Source organism: Sphingopyxis sp. FD7, from assembly GCF_003609835.1.
Taxonomy (GTDB): domain Bacteria; phylum Pseudomonadota; class Alphaproteobacteria; order Sphingomonadales; family Sphingomonadaceae; genus Sphingopyxis.
Window position 1 is genome coordinate 221,065 of the sequence record NZ_AP017899.1, and the last position, 21,548, is coordinate 242,612.

Consider the following 21,548-nt stretch of genomic DNA (forward strand, 5'->3'; position numbering starts at 1 on the left):
GAGTCTCGAAGGCTTGCCCGCGTCGGAGGTTTGGCCCGTCGCGATCACGAGCGACCAACTGCGCACCATGATTTCCCGCTAGTCCGCCTGTGCGCGTGCGGCGGCGTAGGGACGCAGCGCGACGAGCATCAGGATGACCATGACAGGCGCCGCTGTCGCCACCACAACGCTCAGCGAATATCGGATTTGCGAGGGATCGCGGAATACGAAGTCGGTCATGATCCCGACGACGAGGGGGCCCAGACTGAGCCCGATGAGCGTCGTAAAGGTGACGTACACGGCACTCACCTGCGCGCGGGCACGATTTGGCACGATCACCTGCAGCGATGTCGCGGCGCAAGGAAAGGGCATGTTGCCGCAGAAGGTGGCGATCGCCAGCAGACCGAGCGCTAGCTCCGCAGTCGGCATCAGCGGAGCGATCGCGCCGGCAACCCCGCAAACAGCAAATCCGCCCGCGGCGACGCGCAACGGGGCGTCGGCCCGGCCACGGGCACTCAGCCAATCGCTGAGCAGGCCGGCCACGAACACGCCGCTGGTACCGAATACCAGGAGGACCAGCCCATACCACAAGCCGATCTTGCCCGGACCCCAGCCGTATGTCCGCTCGAGCAAGGCCGGTGTCCAGATCGCGAAGGAATAGGCCACCAGCAACACCATCGCGAACCCGCAGAACATCGGCACCAGCGCCCTACGGCGGCTAATGATGACCGCCAGCACTTCGCGTTTCGTCAACGGCGATTTGGACCCTGAACCGCGGCGGCGGGGCTCTCGCACGAGAAAGAAGAACGGGACAAGTAGCAGCCCGGGGGCGCCGACAATCAGGAAGGCGACCTGCCAGGGCTCGAAGCCGTTCAACATCGGCGTGTCCATCAGCGGCGTCGTGGTCAGCCACGCGAGCAAGCTGCCTCCGCCGATAAACGCCAGTCCCTGGCCAATCGGTGCGCTCAACAGGAAGCCGCTCACCGGTCGTCCAAGCCTTTCGGGCGGAAAGCTGTCGGCGAGCATGGAAAGGCCAGCGGGCGTCAGGCTGGCCTCGCCGACCGCCACGCCGATGCGCGTTAGAAACAGCTGCGCATAGGAGCGCGCCAGGCCCGAGCACATTGCAAACACGCTCCACAAGGCGAGAGCCGAACCAATGATCACCCTGCGGCTGTGGTTGTCGGCCAAGCGGCCGATCGGGATGCATGCCAGCACGTAGAAAATTCCGAATGCGACGCTCTGCAACATCCCGAACTGAGTGTCGTTCAGTTCGAAATCGGCCTTCAGGGGCTCGACCATCAGATTGATCACGGTCCGGTCGAACTGCGAGACGATGGAGGCGAGCGCGAGCAGCAGCACGAGCATCCAGCCCCGGCGCGGAGCAGGCCAGTCGCCGTCATCGTCGATGGGCGCAGCCGTTGGTGTCGTCATCAGCATATCCTCTCCGGCTCGGCCACATCGAGGCGGCGCTTTATTGGTTCGATGGCTGAACGGTCCCGGCGCTCCAGGCGATTACGGGTAGGTAATCCAGAACCGCCAAAACCTGCTCGGCCGGCTCCATCGCGCCATCGACAGTGAATCCCGCCTCGTCCGCCATGAGTGGCTCGAGCGCCGCAAGCTGGCTTGCGAGCAGGCTCGCGGGCATGAAATGGCTGCTGCGTTCCGACACTCGCCTCGCCAGCTCCGCGAACGGCACGGCGGGGTGGATGAAGACGAGGTCGGGCACACCGGCCCTCAGCTGATCGCGATAGCTGCGCTTGAGCGCCGAACAGCTCACCACCGACCGCGGTTCGCGGGCGAGCCGCTCGGCCACGGCGTTGAGGAACGGCGCCCGGTCGTCATCGGTCAGCGCCTGCCCACGCGCCATGCGCTCGCGATTGGCCGGCGGATGCAGGTCGTCGCCTTCGACGAAGGTCAGCAGCAACGCTCGCGCCAGCAGGGGCGCGATGGTCGACTTGCCGCATCCACTCGGCCCCATCACCACGATCGGCCCGCTCATCCGCTGTTGCCACGCCCCATGTCGAACAGGCGCATATATTCGGCGCTGTCCGCCGGACCGTGCCCGGCGGCCACGAGCATGCGATGCAGATCGCTGGCGAGCGACGTGAGAGGCAGGGCGACTCGATGAGCGGACGCGGCCGCCTGCACCGTCTCGAGATCCTTCAGCATGTTGTCGATCCGTCCGGTCGGCGTGAAATCGCGGCGCGCCATCTTGGCCATGAATTCCTGGAGAATGCGCGAATCCGCGCGTCCGCCTGCCAGTGCATCGGGAATGGCTGCGGCATCGATTCCGTTGGCCTCGGCAAAGCGGACGGCTTCCGCCACCGCAAGGAAATTGAGGGCGCAAAGGATTTGATTGACCAATTTGACGGTCTGTCCCGCTCCAGATTGGCCGACATGGGTGATCCGGCTCGCGAGGCGCTCGAGCACAGACCGCGCCGCATCGAAATCCGCGCTATCGCCGCCCACCATCAATGTAAGTTGCCCCGCGCGAGCCGCGGGTGCCCCCCCGGATAGCGGCGCATCGACCCAGCGCATCCCCGTGGACTCGACCAGCCGCCTGCTCAATTCGGACGTTCGCGCCGGGTCGATGCTCGACATGTCGATCAGGATCTTCTCGGGCGTGCCGGCGCGGGCGACCCCGCCCTCGCCAAAAACCGCCGCCTCCACGATCCCCGCGGTATTCAGGCTGATGATGACATAATCGGCGAACGCGGCCGCTTCTTCGCCGCTTGCGGCCGCAATCGCGCCCATCGCTTCGCCGGCAGCCCTGGCTTGCGGATCGCTGTCGTGGACGGCGACCGTCGCACCGGTCGCCAGCAGACGCTCTGCAATGGCCGAGCCCATAGTGCCCACGCCTATCACGGCGACCTTCATGCAGGTTTCGCCACGGATGCCCGCTCGATCAACCGCAGGCCGACGTCGACCAAGCGGGGCGGCTCGCGCATATCGGACGACAGAACTCCCATGATCATTTCGGCGGCGCGCCGGCCCAGGGCGGCGAAATCGACATGGATGGTCGTCAACGGCGGATTGATCTCGCGGCCGATCTCGAAGTCGCCGAAGCCCATTATCGAGATGTCCCCGGGAACTCGTAGACCGCGGCGCTCGCATTCCATGATCGCGCCGACTGCCGACAGGTCGGACACGGCAAACAACGCCTCGACCCCTGGCTTGCTATCAATCATTTCGGCCATTGCAGCAGCACCATGAGCGAAACTGACCGGGGCATGGCCGTGCCGCAGAACCCGCTCGGTGCCCAATCCGGCGATCGCCAGTTCCTCCTCGAACCCGCGCATACGTTCCTCGCCGCGATGATCGACGACGTCACCTTGGTTGGCGGCGGCAATGGCACCGATGCGGCTGAATCCCTTGTCGATGAGGTACCGCGCCGCGGTACGGCCGACATGGTAGTTCGAAAAACCGATCGCATGCTCGATTGGCTGCTGGGGCAGATCGGCGATTTCTATGATCGGGATGTCGGCGGCGATAAGCAGTCTTGACGCGTTGCGCCTGTGAACCGCGCCGGTCAGCACGATAGCCTCGGGCCGGCGTGCGAGCAGCGCGCGCAACTGGCGTTCCTCTTCGGCCATGTCGTATTCGGTGTAAGCGATCAGCAAGTGATAGTCGGCGTCCCTCAGCACCTCGGTCAGCCCATGCGCAACCGCGGCGAAGTTGGCGTTGGTGAGGGTCGGAAGGATCAGCGCGATGAAGCCCGTGCGCCGGCTCGAAAGGCTGCCCGCTGCCCGGTCCGGCACATAACCAAGATCGGCGATGGCCTTGAGCACACGTTCGCGGGTCGCGGGAAGCACCAGTTCGGGATCGCTGATAACGCGCGACACCGTCATGCGCGACACGCCTGCCAGCTGCGACACGTCCCGGATGGTGGGCCGGCCCGATCCGCCCGGCCGCCGGCGCGTGCCCTGAGCGGTCGATTCGAGACCCTGGTTTGCCGTCATCGCCGATTGATCCTTGCCGCGCCCAGCATACGCCAGCCGCCCAGCGCGCGATCAGCGCGCGCCGCCTTCGCTGATGTAGTGGTAAAACGTTCCGTCGAGAAATCGCATGATTTCGAGCGTGACCGCACGCGCCTGGTCCCGCACCGGCGATGCCAGCGCCTGCTCCATCACCGTGCGCGAGGGGTAGTCGATTTGCTGGATCATCACGATCGGGTGCGCGGTGTCATCGGCTTGGTCGATCTTGTACCAGCGCACCCCCAGCGAACCGGGGAACTGGCGCCACAGCGGCGCCAATTGCTCTTCCACCAGTTCGAAAAAGCGCGCCTTTCCCTCGAGGACGAATGTGCCTTCGAAGATTGCCGTGCGGGTAATCACGCAGCATCCTCCGTTACGGCAATGTGCAGCTTGACCACGCGCGATCGATCGCCAGCGCGTTCCAGCGCCTCGGCTGTCTGCTCCAGCGGATAGGTGCCCGACAGAATCGGCGACACGTCGACCGTGCCCGCCACGATCAGGTCCACCGCCTGCCGGAATTCGTCATGCGCACGAAAGGCACCGACCAGTTCGATCTCGCGTGCCTGGAGGAGATTGATCGGCACGGGTGCCAAGCCCGGTGGCATCATCCCGACCTGGACGATGCGGCCGCCACGACGGATGACACGGAACAGCGCCGCCAGCGCGGCTTGCGAACCCGATGCTTCGAAGGCCACATCGAACTCACCCTGCTCGGCAGCCAATCGCTCGAGGCCATCGGGATCTTGCGCCACGTTGATTACGGCGGATGCGCCCATGGCTTGTGTTGCGACCGTGAGCGGAGCGTCCTCGATGTCCGTGCACACCACTGCACTTGCCCCCGCGAGTGCGGCGGAGCGCGCGGTGAGCAACCCGATCGGCCCGGATCCGCTGACCACAACGCGCTTGCCCATGAGCGACCCGGCGCGGGCCACCGCGTGCAATCCCACCGACAGGGGCTCCGCCACCGACAGGCGCAGGAGGTCGGTTTCCGGCGGGACGGGCACGACCTGATCCCGGCGCAGGATCAGGTGCTGGCTGAAACCTCCCTGGCTATGAGGAAAGCGTCCGGCGCTGCCAAGGAATAGCATGTCCTCGCACAGATTGCTGCGGCCGCTGCGGCATTGGCGGCAGATCAGACAAGGACGGCTGGGATCGAGAGCGGCCTTCATGCCGACCTTTAGCTCGGCCGCGGGCTCGCCCATCTCGACGATCGTGCCAGAGATCTCATGACCAAGGGTCATCGGTTCGCGCAGCGCGAAATCGCCGACGGCGCCGCGGTGGTAATAATGAAGGTCGGACCCGCAAATCCCGCCATAAGCCACCGCCACTCGCACCTCGTCGGGCCGCAAGGGCCGATCCTGGACGGGTTCGATCCGCAGGTCCTTGGCGCCGTGGCAGACAGCCGCGAGCATGGCGCGTTCCTCTCTATACCGTTCAACTTGTCAATGTGCTCGGTATCACGATGGATTCCGTATGACAACATGATTGCCGGTGATGCGTCCTCGTCTATCCGAAAAACAAAAATATTCCGCCAGTGGACACGGTCCGACTCTGATGTTATCGGTCACATCATATCACAGCTGGCCATGCGAGCTTCTCGCTCGTGGAGACCGGCAGGATAGGGAAAGGATGGGAAATGCACCGGTCAAATTCGCCCGCCCCGTTTGCGGCTCGATTCGCAAAGCTGACGCTCGGAACGGCGCTTGGCGTTGTCATGGCGTCCGCTCCGGCCTTCGCGCAGGATGCCGTGCCCGCGGATCCGCTTTCGCAGGAGCAGGCGGCGGAAGACCAGGCCATCACCGTAACCGGCAGCCGGGTGGTGCGCGATGGCTCGGCGGCGCCCACGCCGCTTACCGTGGTCGGCGCGGAACGGCTCGAGCAACGCGCCATCACGAACGTCGGCGAGGCGCTTAACGAGCTTCCGTCTTTCCGACCGCTGGTCACGCCCGCCACGCAGCAGGCGACCGGCGGCAACGTGGGGGCACGCATACTCGATCTGCGCGGCCTCGGCGCGACCCGGACGCTGGTGCTGGTCGACGGCAAACGCTTTGTCCCTTCGACCACGCAGGGTACGATCGACGTCAACCTGATCCCGAGCTCGCTGGTCTCTCGCACCGAAGTCGTGACCGGGGGTGCCTCGGCCGCCTACGGCTCAGATGCGGTGGCGGGGGTGGTCAACTTCATTCTCGACGACAGTCTCGAGGGGTTCAAGGGCGCTGTCCAGGCCGGTGTTTCGGAGCGCGGCGATTTCGGCAGCCAGAACGTGCAACTCGCCTATGGCACGCGCTTCGCGGATGATCGCGGCCATTTCATGATCGCCGGCGAATACGACAATGCGGACGGATTGGGTGACTGTTACACGCGCAGCTGGTGCCCGACCGAACAATTGATCGGTAACACGCCCGCTGGCGCCGGGGGGCTTCCCGCCAGCATCCGTGGCGGTCCGGCGGGAACAGGTACGCTGTCCTCGGGCGGGTTGATCGTGGCCAACTCCGGGCCGCTACGCGGGATCGCCTTCAATCCGGACCGCACCACTTTTCCCTACGATTTCGGGACGATCTTCGGGACCAATCCGTCGCCGCTGTTCACGCTGGGCGGGACCGAATCGGTGCGCAATGGTTTCCTGGACGGTATCCTGCTCATCCCGCCCGTGGAGCGATACGTCGCCTATGCGCGCGGCGCCTTTGAATTCTCGGATGCGCTCAGGGCGAACCTGGATCTGTCCTATGGCCGCGTGGACGGAACGGTCATCGGATCGGTCGCGCGGTCAACGGTGACCATCCGCCGAGACAATGAGTTTCTTCCCGCCAGCGTTGCAGCGATCATGGACGCGAACGCGATCACCTCGTTCACGCTGGGGCGCGCGTTCATGGACCTGAACGGCTCGGTCAACTCCGCGCGAAACGAAACCTATCGCGCCGTATTGTCGCTGGACGGCCGCATTGCCGACGGCTGGCGCTGGGATGCCTATTACCAGTATGGCCGCAACGAATTCCAGCAGGTCTATACCGGCAATATTGTCAATGCGCGCGTGACCAATGCGGTCGACGCGGTGCGGGTGGGTAACCAGGTCCTGTGCCGCATCAATACCGACGCTGTCACAACCAACGACGACCCGAACTGCCAGCCGCTCAACATCTTCGGCGCGGGCAATGTATCCGCGGCCGCCGAAGCCTATGTCGCCCCCTCGGGTTTCCAGACCACCGATTCCACCCAGCACGTGGTTGCCGGCAATGTCACCGGCTCGCTGTTCACGCTGCCCGGCGGCGAATTTGCCATCGCCGCGGGTGCCGAATTCCGCCGCGACAAGGCGGTCGGCGCGGCCGACGCGCTGTCCACCGCCAATGCCTTCTGGTCGTTCAACGCCAAGGCGGTGAACGGCACCATCGAAGTGGTCGAAGGCTATGTGGAGGCATCTGCCCCGCTGCTGGGCGGACTGAGCTTCGTCGATACGCTGGAGCTCAACGGCGCCGTCCGCCAGACGCATTACACGCGCTCAACTCCCGGCCAGAGCGAAACCGAAGTCGACGCCACAACCTGGAAGGTGGGCGTGGTGTTCGCACCGATCGAGGAGATCCGGTTCCGCGCAACGCGGTCGCGCGACATCCGCGCGCCCAACCTCACCGAACTGTTTGGCCCGGTCACCCTGGGCCGCACGACGGTGCTGGATCCGCTGAACAACGGCGCGCAGATCCAGGTCAACGCCTTCTCGGGCGCCAATCCCGCGCTGGCTCCGGAAAAGGCCGATACCTGGACGGCTGGCGTGGTGCTTGCGCCGACGTGGGGCTTCCTCAACGGGTTTCGCTTGTCGGTGGATTACTACGACATCGATCTCCAAGGCGCGATCTCGACGCTGGGCGCACAAGTCGTGGTGGACCGATGCGCCGCGGGGCAGACCGAGCTGTGCCAATTCGTCGTGCGGTCCGGCACCACCCTGGTCAGCGTCAGCGACGTGCTGCAGAACGTCAGCGCGATTACAAACCGCGGCATCGATTTCGAAGCCAGCTACCGCACCGGGATGGGGGCGCTCGGCAGCCTCGACCTGCGTCTGCTGGCGACACGCTATCTCGAGCTTACCATTGGCGGTGTCGATCGTACCGGGCAGACGGGGTTCCGACCCGGCACCACGACCGGCGTTCCCGACTGGATCGTCGATGGCAATGTGGTGTGGACGATGGGCGATGTCTCGCTCAGCGCCCACGCCAAATACATCCCGGAAGGTATCTTCGACACGACGCTGGTTGGTCCGGAAGATGCCGGATACGCGCCCACACGCGCCAACAGCATCAACACCAACCGCGTCGATAGTGCTTTCTACCTCGACCTGGGCGCCACGGTTCGTGTCGGGACGCAGGCGGAACTGTTCGCGGTGGTCAACAACGTGCTCGATGCCGATCCGCCGCTGGCCGCCAGCGCCCAGGGCGCGACCAACCAAGTCTATTTCGATCCCGTCGGCCGCTCGTTCAAGGTCGGCGCCCGCATCAAACTCTGATCCCTCAAGCTTCAGGAAAACGAACCCAGTCCATGGCCGATAAATCCCTTTTTCGTCTACTCGACCGCTCCGATCACTGCATCGTGGCCCCGTGCGTTTACGATTGCGCCTCGGCACGTGCTGTCGAGCTTGTCGGCTTCGAAGCCATGATGTTGAGCGGGGGCGAGGTCTCGATCGCCATGAACGGGGTGATCGACTACGGCTTCACCAACCTGACCGATGTGGAATGGATCACCAGCAGGATCAGCCAGACCTCGGCCATTCCGCTCGCAGCCGATATCGAGGATGGCTTCGGCGGTCCTCTGGCGGTTTACCGCAGCGCCCGCCGGCTGGCGATGGCGGGTGCGAAGGCTCTCCAGCTCGAAGACGCGAGCGACATGGAGGAATCGACCGGCCTGCTCCCGCGCGAAAAATACTACGAGAAGGTCAAGGCCGCCCTAGCTGCTCTCGAGGGCAGCGATTGCTTCCTGATCGCTCGCACCAATGCCGATCCGGAAACCGAAATGGACGAAGGCTGCGAACGGATGCGCATGGCGCATGAACTCGGCGCGCAGATGACCACGGTGGTCAAGATCGGCACGCTGGATCATGCCAAGCACGTCGCGCAGAAGGTGCCGGGCTGGAAGATGTTCCCCGACGTCCGCGACATCGATGGCAAGCCAGCTGTCACCGTCGACCAGATCTACCCTCTCGGGTTCAATCTGATGACGATGCATTACACGCTCAAGGCGGCGATGGACGGTATGCTCGAGCACGGGCTGCACAACGTGAAGCAGCAAGGGTGCCACTACACCTGCCAGAAGGTCGACGCGACGGGTGTCATGGGTATGAGCGCCACCCCGCTGTTCGATCCGCAATCCTACATGGAGCTGGAGAATCGCTTTACGGGCGGCGGCAAAGAATACACGATTGTGGGGAATAAGGTCGAGGAGTTCCCTGAGGGCTTTGTCCGGACTGCCATCGAAGACCGTCTCTGAGGCTGACCGATGGAGATGTTCAGCCTTGCGGGTCGCACCGCGCTGGTCACCGGCGGCGCGGGCGGAATCGGCTTTGCGTTAGCCGAAGGATTGGCACGGGCCGGCGCGTCGGTTGTCTTGAACGGACGCAACACCGATGCGCTTGAGGACGCGGCCGCGCGGCTGGAAAAACAGGGCGCACGCGTGTCGGTGGCGGCGTTCGACGTAACCGATGCAGTCGAGGTTCGCGACGCCGTGGCCACGCTGATGGACGGCGGCACGACCATCGACATCCTGGTCAACAACGCCGGCATCCAGCGTCGCGCGGCGCTGCATGAATTCGACGATGCCGACTGGCACGCGCTGATGCGTACCAACTTGGACAGCGTCTATCTGGTCAGCAAGGCGCTCGCACCGGCGATGATTGAGCGTGGTCGGGGCAAGATCATCAATATTGCGAGCGTCCAGGCCGAGCTCGCCCGCCCCACGATCGCGCCCTATGCCGCTTCCAAAGGCGCGGTGCGCAATCTCACCCGGGGGATGTGCGCGGACTGGGCACGCTTCGGGATACAGGTCAACGCGATCGCGCCCGGCTATTTCGATACCCCGCTGAACAAAGCCCTCGTGGACGATCCGGCGTTTGATTCTTGGCTCCGAGCGCGGACGCCGGCGGGACGCTGGGGCCGGCTCGAAGACCTGCAGGGCATCGCCGTGCTGCTCGCCTCGCCCGCATCGGACTACATCAACGGCCAGACGATTTTCGTCGATGGCGGGATGACGGTGGTCGTATGACCGGCGTCAAGCCGCTGGCGCTCCAGCTGTGCGCATTCGGCCCGGAGCTCGAAGCCGGACTTGGCCGCATGCTCGATGTCGTGCGCTGGTTTGAGTTGGGCGCGGAACAGCAGGCCAGCATGCTCGCATCGCGCGCAGGGGAAGTTCGCTCGGTGATTACCGGCGGTCACATCGGGTGCCCGTCGGACCTGATGAGCGCGCTGCCCGGCTTGGGGCTCATTGCCATTAATGGCGTGGGCTACGACAAGGTGGACCTCGAACTCGCGGCCGCGCGCGGGGTGCGGGTTTCCACGACACCCGATGTCCTTACCACCGATGTGGCGGATCTCGCGGTCGGCCTCACCATCGACCTGATGCGCGGTATCACACTAGCGGATCGCCATGTTCGCGACGGCAAGTGGCCGGAAGGCGACCGTCCGCTGATGCACCGCGTAAGCGGGCGGCGCTTCGGTGTCGTTGGGCTCGGCCGCATCGGCCGCGCGACGGCCGACCGGCTGGCTCCGTTCGGGTCGGTGCGTTATCACGGCCCCTTGCCAAAGGACGCACCGTTCGCCTTCGAAGCCAGCATTCACGAGCTGGCGCGGTGGGCGGACGTGCTGGTGCTCACTTGCCAGGCGAACGAGGCCACCCGGGGCTTGATCGACTCCGATGTCCTGGCGGCGCTTGGACCGGACGGGTTCCTCGTCAACGTCGCCCGCGGTTCGGTCGTGGACGAGCCCGCTCTCATTCAGGCCATCCGGGAGCACAAGATCGCGGGCGCGGCACTCGATGTGTTCGCCCACGAGCCACACGTTCCATCCGAACTGATCGCAAGCGATCGCGTCGTCCTCACCCCGCACATCGCCAGCGCCAGCACCGAATGCCGCGCCGCGATGCGTGAGCTGGTGCTGGACAATGTGCGTGCCTTTCTTGCCGGGCATCCGCTGCCGAGCGCCATCGTATGACAAGGGTGGGGTCAACCGCGATCGTCACCGGGGCCGGCAGCGGGATCGGCAGGGCTGCTGCTCTAGCGCTCGGCCGGAAGGGTTATCGCCTTGTTCTCGCCGGAAGGCGCCTCGCGGCGCTGGAGGAAACTGCCGCGGCCATCGAAGCGCCGGCTCAGGCAAGCCCGTGGGTGACCGATGTGACCGATGCTGCGTCCGTCGCCGCGCTTTTCGCGCACACGAAGGACAGGTTCGGTCGCATCGATCTGGTTTTTAACAATGCCGGGATCGCCGCCTCTCCCGTTGCGATCGAGGATGTTCCCGAAGACGAGTGGGCCGACGTGCTAGGGGTCAATTTGACCGGGGCATTCCTCGTGGTCCAGGCCGCGTTCCGCGCGATGCGAGACCAGTCCCCGCGTGGCGGGCGCATCATCAACAACGGCTCGATCGCTGCCACAACGCCACGCCCCAATTCGGTAGCCTATGCTTGCAGCAAGCATGGGATCCTGGGGCTGACCAAGGCCGCCTCGCTCGAAGGCCGCAAATACGATATCGCGTGTGGGCAGATCGATATTGGGAACGCCGCCAGCGCGATCGGCAGTGGCGCATCGGCCGGCATGCTGCAGGCCAGCGGCGAGGTCCAGGCAGAACCCCTCATGGCGCTCGAGCATGTTGGCGATGCGGTAGTGTATATGGACAGTCTCCCGCTCGACGCGAACATCCAGTTTCTGACCATCATGGCGACGAAAATGCCCTTTATCGGGCGCGGGTGAACGACCGGATAGAAATGCAGCAGGAGTCCAGCCCATGAGCACCCCCGCAAAGGCCGCGATTTGTCGCGGACACGACCATCCCTTCGCGATCAGCGACGTCACGCTCGCAGATCTGCAACCCGACGAACTCCTCGTCCGCATCGTCGCCTGCGGCATCTGCCACACCGATCTGGCGGTTCGGGATGCTCAGCTGCCGGTCCCTTTGCCGGTTGTGCTTGGCCACGAAGGCGCCGGCATCGTCGAGGCAGTCGGCAGCGCGGTCACCGCGGCCCAGCCGGGCGACCGTGTCGTCATGAGCTTCAACAGCTGCGGCGCATGCCCCAATTGCGATGGCGATGCGCCGACCTATTGCTACAACTTCTTTCCGCACAACTGGTCGGGACGGCGCGCCGATGGTTCGCCCACGATGCGGCTCGCGGATGGCGAAGCGATGAACGCCAATTTCTTCGGCCAGTCCGCGTTCGCCACCCACGCCATCGCCCATGATCGCAACGTGGTCCGCATACCGGAATGGGCGGCGCAGGTGCCGCTGGCGACATTGGCACCGATCGGCTGCGGCGTGATGACTGGGGCCGGGGCGGTCTTGCGCAGCATGAAGGTGCGGCCCGGGTCCTCAATTGCCGTGTTCGGCGCCGGAACAGTGGGCATGGCCGCGATCATGGCCGCCAGGATCGCGGGCTGCGAGACGATAATAGCCATCGATATCAATCCGCAGCGTCTCTCCTTTGCACTGGAACTGGGCGCCACACACGCCTTCGATGGCCGCGATGATGCCGTCGCCAAGATCCGCGCGCTGCTTCCCCTGGGCCTTGGATACGTTCTGGATACCACGGGGCGCAATTCGGTCATCCAGGATGCATGGGGCCTCCTGGCGCCACGCGGTATCGTGGGCATCGTCGGTGCATCGGACCCCGCTGACGATCTGGTTTTCAACGAAGCCCATTTCATGTCGGGAGGGCGGACCGTTATGGGAATTCTAGGCGGAGACAGCGATATCGGCCCCTTCCTCCTCGAACTCCTACGCTATCACGTTGATGGCCGCCTTCCCTTCGACAGGTTGATCGGCGCATTTCCGTTCGAGGAGATCAACGAGGCAATCGCAGCGAACGAACGCGGCGACGTGATCAAGCCTGTTCTCGTTATGACGGATCAAGCCCTGTAGCCATTGGCCAAACCAAAATGAATGTCGTCGGTCGGTCTTGAGGGCTACCCTGCCCTCGGCATGCCCACCCGATCGAGGGACAGCGTCTGGCCGCACGCGATTGCGATGGTTCTTTCGATTACCCCCCTGCGCGAAGGTCTTGGCCGTCTTCATCCAGAATCGGTGCAGCAAAGGGCATGGGCCCGGGCGTGCGCGAATATTTGATCGGACGGGTCACCCCCTGATAACTGCCGAGAGTGGGATGTTCGATCGTCGCCACCAGATCCTCTGCAGCGACTTGCGGATGCGCAAACATGTCTTCCACCGACCGGACGACCGAACAGGGCACGGCGTCCACTAGCAGCGCCTCCCATTCCTCCGCCGTGCGGTTGCGCAAGACCGCGCGCAGCCGGGCGACCAGCTTGTCGGCGTGTTGGGCGCGCTTCGTCACGCTGTCGAAGGCAGGATCTTCTGCCAAGTCCGACAGCCCGGTGCGTTCGCACAAGGCGCGCCAGAAGTGCGGGGTGTTGGCGGACAAATACAGCCAGCCACTCGCCGTGGGGTGCAAGCCCGTGATCCCTCCCGACCGCATGTCACGCGACACGTCGTGGCGCTCTCCGCGGCCTTGCACCAGCCGCGCCGATTGCATCGTCAAGGCCGAGCGGAGCAGGGATATGCCGACGGATTGCCCCTGGCCGCTGCGTTCGCGCTCATACAATGCCGATGCCACCCCCGCCGCGACGAGCGCTGCGGCGTAATAGTCTACCGGCGAGCCAAAAATCAGTTCTGGAGGTCCATCGGCCTTGCCCTGTAGAGCGCACATGCCCGTCATCGCTTGCAGAACCTGGTCGTATCCTGCCCGCTGAGCCATCGGCCCGCTTTCCCCATAACCGCTTACCGCGCAGTAAATCAGCCGGGGAAAGCGAAGGGACAGCTCAGCATAACCGATGCCCAGGCGTTCCGGAACGCCAGGCCGGAAATTATGAACCAGGACGTCGGCGTCTTCGAGCAGATCCAGGAGCACGCGGTGGTCGGCTGCAATCTTGAGATCGAGCACCACTCCTCGCTTCGAACGGTTCACCCCCAGATATGCGCGGTTTTCGCCTTCCAGGGTGGAAGGATACTGGCGCAAATTGTCGCCAGCCGGCGGCTCCACCTTGATGACATCCGCCCCTTGATCGGCCAGCAGCGTGCAGCCGTAGGGACCTGCGATGTAGGCGCTGAGATCGAGCACCTTGATGCCGGAAAGTGGCCCCGCCGGACCCTGACGCTTGGGGCTGCGAAACGCGCTCACGCAGCCTCCTCGGGCGGCAGACGCAGCCATGTCAGTCGCCAGGCACCGTGGGTTCTGCCACCAGCGCGGTAATAAGGCTCGAACGCGAGCGGCGCACGATCCCTAGGCGAGAGAAGGATTGTACCGTCGGATACGTCTCGCACGGGATTTTCACCAAGCCGCACCGTCTCGCTAGTCTTGTATCCATCGACCAGTCCCGTCGCGTACACCAAGGGCCCCTTGGTCAGAGCGACGTAATCGTGGCGCAACACCTCCTGCTCGACCGCCGACCCATCGGGCGCCAGCGATTCCTGAACGTTGCGCGCGGCGCGGCTGTGGAGGCAGGGCACCATCGCCAGCACGATTCGCACGACCCCATCGGTCTCGATGCGCGTATAGCGGCCCGGTTCTAGCACCGTGTCGCTGCCTTCGATCCGAGCGCCTTGCGCCCATTCCGGAACTCTCAGCAGCAACGGCACCGTGGCTCCGCCAGCGTCGACGGCAATCTCCAGTTCCCCCGTGAATGGGTAATCCGTGCGTTGCGCGATTCGCACCGTGCCCACTCCGGGAACGGATATCCTGGCGTCCGATGGACCCAGGAGATTTATGGCGATCTCCCCAGCGGCGGTAACGCCGTAAGCTACGGAGGCGAGCTCTTCGAGGGCCATCGCCCCGCTGGACTTACAGCACCGCCAGTAGGTCGTGTGGATCCGCCGCCCATTGGCAAAACTATAGTAGCACCAGTCCTCGCCGTCGGGGGCCTGCGCGCCGAGCAGATCGTTGTAGGCGCTGCGCTCGATTTCCTCGGCGAAGCGCGCTTCGGCGGTGATTGTCAGCAGTTCGCGATTGAGCTGGATCCACGCCATCGTCGAACACGTTTCGACATAGGCCTCGGGATCGAAGGTGCCAGCCGCGTTGAACACTTCGCGCGATCGGTGGGCGACACCACCCCATGGCCCGCCGCCCAGGGTCAGATGCCGGTCCCTCACGGCCTGCCAGAAGTTGAGCGCCGCGGTCAGATACCGCTGGTCTCCAGTCGCCCGATAAAGCTTGGCGATGGCGACCATGTTCCACAGCAACTGATAGGCCTTGCCGGTGGCGATCTCCGACGGGTCGGCACCCGCAAGTGCCTGGCCGAGCAGACGATTGCCCGGATCGGCTTCCATCTGGTCGATGATGAGCAAGGCCAGATCGAGATAGCGGGCATCATTCGTAACGCTGTGCAATTCGATTACCGGGTCGAGCAGGATGGAAGCGGAAAGACCGAAATGGTTGCCAACCTCCGTGATGGCGATGCCGGATGTGAGCGTGCGCCAGCACAGGTCACCGATCCGTCGAGCCGCGTCGAGATAGGCTGGTTCATCGGTAGCGCGGTGCACTTCGATGAGCCCGAGCATGAGGTAGCTGTGCGTCCAGATGTCCCAGGTGCGAAGCGTCGGCTCGCCATTCCATGTCGGCAGCTTGGCCGGCTGCTTGTGCATGAATCGCCGTGCGGGGGCATAATTGCCAAGATAACCATCGGCGTCCTGCCGTGCGATTAGCCAGTCCGCCACCTGGCGCACCCGTGCCAGCAGCACGGTGTCATTGGCACGCTGGGCTGCCTTGGTGGCGGCGATGAGCCATTTGCCGGCGTGCTCGCCGTACCAGTCGCCCTGGTCGTTCGTGGCGACCGCATCCGGAGCGAAGATCGCAATCGCCGGGCTGTTCTCGTCGACGATGAACCGGGACAGCCGTCCCAGGCGATTCGCCTCGACCGCCTCGCCCAAGATACCCCCGAGCGAAACCGCACCAGGCGGGGCAAGTTGCATGGCGTCAGAGGTCGACGGCACAGCGAAATCCGATTCCCGCTGAACGATCCTTGGCAGGCGCCATCAGCAGATATTTCCCGTGTTGATCGAGCCCATAGGCTTGCGGAAAATACCAATGCGACGTTTGCGGCTGGTAGGCGCTGCCGCCGCGGAGCACCGCGGCGCGGATATGCTCGTCACGATATTCGTCGGTCCATTGCCAGATAGTGCCGACCATGTCCTCGACGCCGAAGGGACTGGCGCCGGCGGGGTGGCTGCCGACGATCGGCGGGTCAGGCATGCGCCGCTCGAGGCATGGCGTGGGCACCGCGTCCTCGCGCCAGTCGTCGCCCCACGGGTATCGCCTTCCATCCAGGCCTTGCGCCGCATACTGCCATTCCCATTCATGCGGTAAGCGCTTTCCAGCCCACGCGGCATATGCACGCGCATCCTCGATGCCTACCCAGATGACCGGGCGATCCGCCCATCCCGTGGGCGGAGCATTGTCTCGCCAATGCGCCAGGAAATTCTGCGCATCGCGCGGAGCATAGGCGCTGGCATCGAGAAACGCCTTGAACTGGCCATTGGTCACCGGGTGCCGATCGATGGCAAAGGCGGCAATATCGAGCCGGTGACGGTGTGCCCTGCGCGGTTCGCTTTCCCATGGATACTGCACGTCCACGCCAGCACTGGCGTAGCCCTCGATAACGAGGCCGCGCACGTTGAAATCGAAGGATGCCGCAGGGATGGCGACCATGCCTTCAGGCGCTGTCCCATAGGATTTGGTGGGCTGAGCCGCGACCATCTGCTGCTGCTCCGCTTGCCACTTGGCGGAATAGGTCGACAGCGGTCGCGCGGCAAAGCCACGCATGGTGGCCAAGAAATTTCCGAGTTCGGTTGCGGAGCGGTCAGCCAGGAACGCGCCAAATCCATGCGCCTCGATCCGCGCGCTCAAGATCGCCCGGTCACCTTCGATCCGTGGCGCAATCGGCTGCCCGTTCCAGACATCGTAGTACGCCGTGCCTTCGATGTGTGGCACCGCGAGCTGTTCTCCCTCGATCGGGTATTCCTGACGGTTGATCAGGGTCCATAGCGTCCGTTGCTGCCCCGGCCAGCGGCTCGCGAAAATGCCGATCTGCCGTGTGCGCTCGTAAGGTCTCCAGTCGGGTCCCGTCAGCTCTGCGGCGAATGCCCGTTGAACAGTGGCCACCCGTCGAAGCGTTTCGGCGTCGCGCTCGGTGAACGTGTTGATGAAGCCGAACACATTCTCCCACGCGACATAGCCGATGCCGTTGAAGAACGCGTGCTGAAGATCGTTGGTGCGATTGCGGCTCCAGCGGTTTTCGATGTTGATGATATGGCGCGGCTCCAGCCACTTGAGCTTGATGACCGTCGGGATCGTCTCGTCAGGAACCCGCTTGGTCCAGCTTTGAAGGTTCCACGAGAGATGGTGGTCTCCCGCCTGAGCAGTAGATTCCGGCTGCAGGACAACCGGTCGACCGCGCGCCTCGCAGGCTACGTGGAACGCGCGCGGGACGCCCGAGTACGTGTCGCCGTTGATTCCGTCCGCGTCGGTTGCGGCCACGAGATCGGCCATCCGCTCCCAGTCGGGCGCGGCGCCTTCGCGTGTGCCGTTGTCCCACGGCATCGTCGGCAGGAACACCTTGACCCCGCGCCCGTGAAAATCGGCCACGACCTGTTTCAGCGCCGAAACCCCGCCGGGAAGCGCCGCGGCGAGATCGAACTGACTGCGATCGTCGATGCCGATGTTGGGATAGATATACCAGAGAAGCACACTGTCGACGCCGCCATACCGCGCCTCCAAGTCGTCGAGATAGCGATCGACGGTGTAGCGCCCAGCCTCGGGATCGTAGAAATAACGGTCTTCGACCATGGTCAGCGTGTGGACGAAGTTCGCTTGCGCCCAGGTCAGCCGTGGATCGCGGTACAGCGAATCGTCGAAACCGATGCGGAGCAAATGCTCTGCACGCCATTCGATGACACCGCGCACCCATTCGTCTGCCGCGCCGTCGGCGTCGATCATCCACGGGGCCATCCCCGTGAATGGCCAGCCCGGCACCTTGCCTGGGGTGGGAAGATACGGACCTGTCAGCGCATGGCTGAACTTGACGTCGCTGGTGGTGCGGTGAGGCGTACTCATGCGTTCAATTCAATGTCGCGACTGGCTGCTTCCAGCCCGCAATAGGACGCGAGGTCCGCTGAGTTGCCACCGGTTGCCTGGAGACGAAAAGCGGCCACTTCGGCCATCTCGGGAATGCTGGATTGGGCCCCGTGCCTCGTGGTCGAGAGGGCGGCCGCGGCTGACGCATCTGCGAGTCCATCGGCCAACGAGCGGCCGCATGCCAGGGCGGCGGCCAGGACGCCGACAAAGGTGTCGCCCGCCGCGGTCGTGTCGCAGGGGTCTACCAGGAAGGCCGGCTGGAAAATATACTGTCCTTGGGTCAAAGCGCAGCACCCGCGACTGCCGAGAGTCGCGATCACGCAGGCAACGCCGGTCGCTGCCAACTGCTCGGCGATGGTGCCTGTACCGCCAGCAATTGCCGCCAGTTCAGCTTCATTGACCACCAGCACGTCTACCGATCGGAGCAATGAAACCGGCAGCGAGCGCGCCGGTGCCGCGTTCAACAGCACCGTGACACCGGCCGCCCGCCCCGCTTGCGCAAACGCCGTGACGGTCTCGATGGGCGTCTCCAGTTGCAGAACCAACACGCGAGTGTCACCCAAATCAGGTAGGTCCGACGGCTTCAGCGAGGCATTGGCCCCGGGTGCGACCGTTATCGCGTTCTCGGCATCGTCGGACACGGTGATAAGCGCCGCCCCGGTTGAGCGGGCGGAACGCACCGCTTGCACGGAAACGCCGGCTTTCAGCAGCGATGCCTCGACTATCCCAGCGAAAGCATCGTCGCCCAATGCTGCGAGGAAGGTTGTCTGGGCTCCCCCCGCCCGGGCGCAGGCCATGGCCTGATTGGCGCCCTTGCCACCTGGAACCACCAGCAAATCGCCGCCGAGAACGGTTTCCCCCGGTGCGGGGATATGCGGTGCGCGTACCACGAAGTCGACGTTGGCGGACCCGGCGACCATCACCCGGGTGCCGGACCTTGCTCCCGTCATGCGGCGTCCTCCGATCAGATCTGCGGCAACTCAAAATTCGCTGCGCAGATTAAGCGATACCACCCGGCCCCGCCCGGCAAAATAGTTCTGGAAGAAGTCGATCTGAGAGAACGCGAGGAAATAGTATTTGTTGAAAAGGTTCTCGATGCCCAAAGATACCTCGCCGAGCCCTTCGGCGCGGTATTTCGCGGTGAGATCGAAGAGCGTCCGCCCGGTCGTGGTTTCGCCGGCATTGGTGGTGCGCCCCATGAGCTTGTCCATTCCCAGCGAGATCGAAGCCTCCGGCACCGGCATCCAGGTCGCCGTCAGATTGAGCTTGTCCGGCGAGATGTTGACGATGCCCAACTGGACATCGACCGGTTCGACGACATTGTTCGCCCGCGTGGTGAAGCCTTCGACATGGCTGTAGAGCGCGTTGAACTTGAACTGTGGCGAAGGCCTGATCTCGGCGGTGGCTTCAAAGCCGGTGATCCGCACCGGCCGGCGCTGGAGAATGAAGTCGAGCGTGACCGGATCGACGGCAAATGTCGAACCTAGCGGCGAGAATGAGCGATAGTATGACACGCCCGCGTTCCCCCAGCTGCCGCGCCAGTTCGCCCCGATCTCCTTGTTTTCGAACACCACGGCCTGCAGATCGGTGATCCCGTCGACAGACTGCCCCGGCACGCTGATATTGCGAAGCGGGATGCCAACGTTGGGAAGGGTGAACCCCTCGGTGTACGCGGCGAATACGGAAAAGCCCGCCCCCGGCCGCACCACGATGCCGGCGTTGAGCAGATCGTTGGTGTATTCGAGAGTGCCTCCTTCGACGAAGGCGCGATTGCGGAAAAAGGTGGTGGTGTAATCGTCCACCTCGACTTGGCCGTCCTCGCGTCGCACGCCGCCTGTGACGGTTACTGGTCCATAGTCGTAGGACAACTGCACATAGGGCGCGATGCTTGTGTACTTGAGCGGCGGCACCCACACCCGATTGGTGAGTGCCAACCTCTGATCGGTGGTGTCGCGAACGGCGTCCAGCCCGAAACGCAGTTCGAAGCCGTCGATCAGGAAGTCGGGGCGGGTGAACGATGTCCGCAAACCGTATTTCAGGGAATTGATTTCCGACTGATCCACGAGCGTACCGATCGGCGCGATCAGCGGGTCCTGGCGATCGACGCCGTTCTCGCCGGCAAAGCGCATCGCCTGGTCAGCCCAGTATGCCGTGGCAACCAGGCTGCCTCCGAACAGATCGTCATGCCGGTAATTCAGCGCGGCTTGCTTGAATTCGTTGAATTCCTGACGCGTGACATCCACTCCGTTGACGAGCAGGCGACCCCGCTCCGAAGTGTCCGGCAACCCTGACGCGCGGCTTCCAGGAACGTAGTAGTAATTGCCCTTGCCCTCGAGCCGGAAATAACTTCCAGTGAGCTCCAAACGCTGGGAGTTGCCATCCCCGAAGTCGAAGCCGAGCTTGCCGAATACATTGTACTGACGTGTGTCGGCCAGCGAGAAGGATGACGACAAACCGATGCGGCGACCGCGTGCGTCGTAAGCGATGCCACGGTCCAGATAGGCGGCTGCCGCGAACACGTCGAAGTCACCGCTCTTGTAGGCAACGTCGCCCTGAATCTTCCAACTTTCGCTGTCGTCCTCGAACTGCGTACCAAAACGGCCGCCAAAATTGATCCGCAACCCGGCGCGGGTCGCCCGTTTGGAAATGTAGTTTATCACGCCACCCGCGGCACCGATGCCTTCAGCCGCCGAAGCGCCCCCGATTACCTCGATCCTGTCGATGACAGCGAGATCGGTGAAAGTCGCATTTCGGCTCCCGTCGCGCAGCGGGGTCGACTGCGGTATGCCGTCGAACAGATAAAGAGCGACGCGGCCCCGAAGTGTCTGGCCAAGAGCATTGGCGGTCTGGTTCGATTCCGAATATCCCGGCACGTTCTTCGCCAGCACCGCGGTCTGGTCTTCGGTGATCGTCAGCGAGCGATCCACTTCTTCGGCGCCGACAACCGTCACCGCCCCCGGGATTTTATCGACGGACTTCGGCGTCCGGCTGCCGGTCACGATAATCAACCCGCGATCCGCAGCTTCTTCTTCCTCCTCGCGGGTAAGTTCCTGCTCCTGGCCCTCGGGAGTGGCCGTCGCAGCTTCTTGCGCGACTGTCGGCTCCGCCGGTTGCGGGCCAGGTTGCTGCGCGGCAACGGCAACGGATGATGTCGTGCCCATCAACAGGGCCAACAGCTTCAGGCGAGCCAAGGTGACCATAATCTTCCCTCCCACATTTTTATGCCGCCATAATGCGAGGGTCGAAGCCAAGGTCAAACAGGCCCGGACTGCGTTC

At 64.1% G+C, this 21,548-nt stretch carries 17 protein-coding genes; 6 read left to right on the plus strand and 11 right to left on the minus strand.

From position 1 onward, the window contains the following. Positions 1 to 78: 78 nt before the first annotated feature. The 6 genes from SPYCA_RS18860 to SPYCA_RS18885 form a co-directional block, all read right to left on the minus strand. Complete coding sequence (locus SPYCA_RS18860; RefSeq protein WP_172595178.1) at positions 79 to 1,410, minus strand: spinster family MFS transporter; 1,332 nt, start codon at positions 1,408 to 1,410, stop codon at positions 79 to 81. 40 nt (positions 1,411 to 1,450) lie between these two features. Next, positions 1,451 to 1,978 (minus strand): gluconokinase, encoded by a 528-nt coding sequence (locus tag SPYCA_RS18865; protein ID WP_120222572.1) that lies wholly within the window; start codon positions 1,976 to 1,978, stop codon positions 1,451 to 1,453. Next, positions 1,975 to 2,856, minus strand: coding sequence for an NAD(P)-dependent oxidoreductase (locus SPYCA_RS18870; RefSeq protein WP_120222573.1), 882 nt, complete (start codon positions 2,854 to 2,856; stop codon positions 1,975 to 1,977). Before SPYCA_RS18870 ends, SPYCA_RS18865 begins: the two co-directional genes overlap by 4 nt. Then, positions 2,853 to 3,863, minus strand: a complete 1,011-nt coding sequence (locus SPYCA_RS18875; protein ID WP_120222597.1) for a LacI family DNA-binding transcriptional regulator — start codon at positions 3,861 to 3,863, stop codon at positions 2,853 to 2,855. Before SPYCA_RS18875 ends, SPYCA_RS18870 begins: the two co-directional genes overlap by 4 nt. Before the next feature lie 126 nt (positions 3,864 to 3,989). Then, complete coding sequence (locus SPYCA_RS18880) at positions 3,990 to 4,313, minus strand: hypothetical protein (RefSeq protein ID WP_120222574.1); 324 nt, start codon at positions 4,311 to 4,313, stop codon at positions 3,990 to 3,992. Continuing rightward, positions 4,310 to 5,365, minus strand: a complete 1,056-nt coding sequence (locus tag SPYCA_RS18885; protein ID WP_120222575.1) for an L-idonate 5-dehydrogenase — start codon at positions 5,363 to 5,365, stop codon at positions 4,310 to 4,312. Before SPYCA_RS18885 ends, SPYCA_RS18880 begins: the two co-directional genes overlap by 4 nt. 224 nt (positions 5,366 to 5,589) lie before the next feature. Between SPYCA_RS18885 and SPYCA_RS18890 the strand changes: the two genes are divergently transcribed. Genes SPYCA_RS18890 through SPYCA_RS18915 form a run of 6 tightly spaced genes read left to right on the plus strand, consistent with a single transcriptional unit; the run spans position 5,590 to position 13,051 of the window. After that, positions 5,590 to 8,445: a TonB-dependent receptor domain-containing protein gene (locus SPYCA_RS18890; RefSeq protein WP_120222576.1), complete on the plus strand. Its 2,856-nt coding sequence runs from the start codon at positions 5,590 to 5,592 to the stop codon at positions 8,443 to 8,445. A 32-nt stretch (positions 8,446 to 8,477) separates the two neighbouring features. Continuing rightward, on the plus strand, positions 8,478 to 9,422 hold the full coding sequence (locus tag SPYCA_RS18895; protein ID WP_120222577.1) for an isocitrate lyase/PEP mutase family protein: 945 nt from the start codon (positions 8,478 to 8,480) through the stop codon (positions 9,420 to 9,422). Between the two features lie 9 nt (positions 9,423 to 9,431). Beyond that, positions 9,432 to 10,193 carry a glucose 1-dehydrogenase gene (locus SPYCA_RS18900; RefSeq protein ID WP_120222578.1) on the plus strand — a complete coding sequence of 254 codons (762 nt, stop codon included), beginning with the start codon at positions 9,432 to 9,434 and terminating at the stop codon, positions 10,191 to 10,193. After that, entirely contained in the window at positions 10,190 to 11,137 is a 948-nt protein-coding gene (locus SPYCA_RS18905) for a 2-hydroxyacid dehydrogenase (RefSeq protein ID WP_120222579.1), read from the plus strand. Before SPYCA_RS18900 ends, SPYCA_RS18905 begins: the two co-directional genes overlap by 4 nt. Further along, entirely contained in the window at positions 11,134 to 11,889 is a 756-nt protein-coding gene (locus SPYCA_RS18910; protein ID WP_120222580.1) for an SDR family oxidoreductase, read from the plus strand. Before SPYCA_RS18905 ends, SPYCA_RS18910 begins: the two co-directional genes overlap by 4 nt. Positions 11,890 to 11,923: 34 nt before the next feature. Next, positions 11,924 to 13,051, plus strand: coding sequence for an NAD(P)-dependent alcohol dehydrogenase (locus tag SPYCA_RS18915; RefSeq protein WP_120222581.1), 1,128 nt, complete (start codon positions 11,924 to 11,926; stop codon positions 13,049 to 13,051). Between the two features lie 118 nt (positions 13,052 to 13,169). Here the strand turns inward: SPYCA_RS18915 and SPYCA_RS18920 are convergent, their stop codons facing one another. From SPYCA_RS18920 to SPYCA_RS18940, 5 genes are read right to left on the minus strand one after another with little or no spacing between them, the layout of a single operon-like run. Beyond that, positions 13,170 to 14,324 (minus strand): CaiB/BaiF CoA transferase family protein, encoded by a 1,155-nt coding sequence (locus tag SPYCA_RS18920; protein WP_232003709.1) that lies wholly within the window; start codon positions 14,322 to 14,324, stop codon positions 13,170 to 13,172. Further along, a complete protein-coding gene (locus SPYCA_RS18925) occupies positions 14,321 to 16,111 on the minus strand; it encodes a glycoside hydrolase family 127 protein (RefSeq protein WP_120222583.1) in 1,791 nt (596 codons plus the stop codon). Before SPYCA_RS18925 ends, SPYCA_RS18920 begins: the two co-directional genes overlap by 4 nt. Before the next feature lie 4 nt (positions 16,112 to 16,115). Continuing rightward, the gene (locus SPYCA_RS18930) at positions 16,116 to 18,251 is read right to left on the minus strand and encodes a formylglycine-generating enzyme family protein (RefSeq protein ID WP_120222584.1); all 2,136 of its coding nucleotides are present in this window, start codon (positions 18,249 to 18,251) and stop codon (positions 16,116 to 16,118) included. Then, positions 18,248 to 19,222 (minus strand): ribokinase, encoded by a 975-nt coding sequence (locus tag SPYCA_RS18935; protein ID WP_120222585.1) that lies wholly within the window; start codon positions 19,220 to 19,222, stop codon positions 18,248 to 18,250. Before SPYCA_RS18935 ends, SPYCA_RS18930 begins: the two co-directional genes overlap by 4 nt. A gap of 30 nt (positions 19,223 to 19,252) precedes the next feature. After that, positions 19,253 to 21,472, minus strand: a complete 2,220-nt coding sequence (locus SPYCA_RS18940; protein WP_120222586.1) for a TonB-dependent receptor — start codon at positions 21,470 to 21,472, stop codon at positions 19,253 to 19,255. Positions 21,473 to 21,548 lie beyond the last annotated feature (76 nt).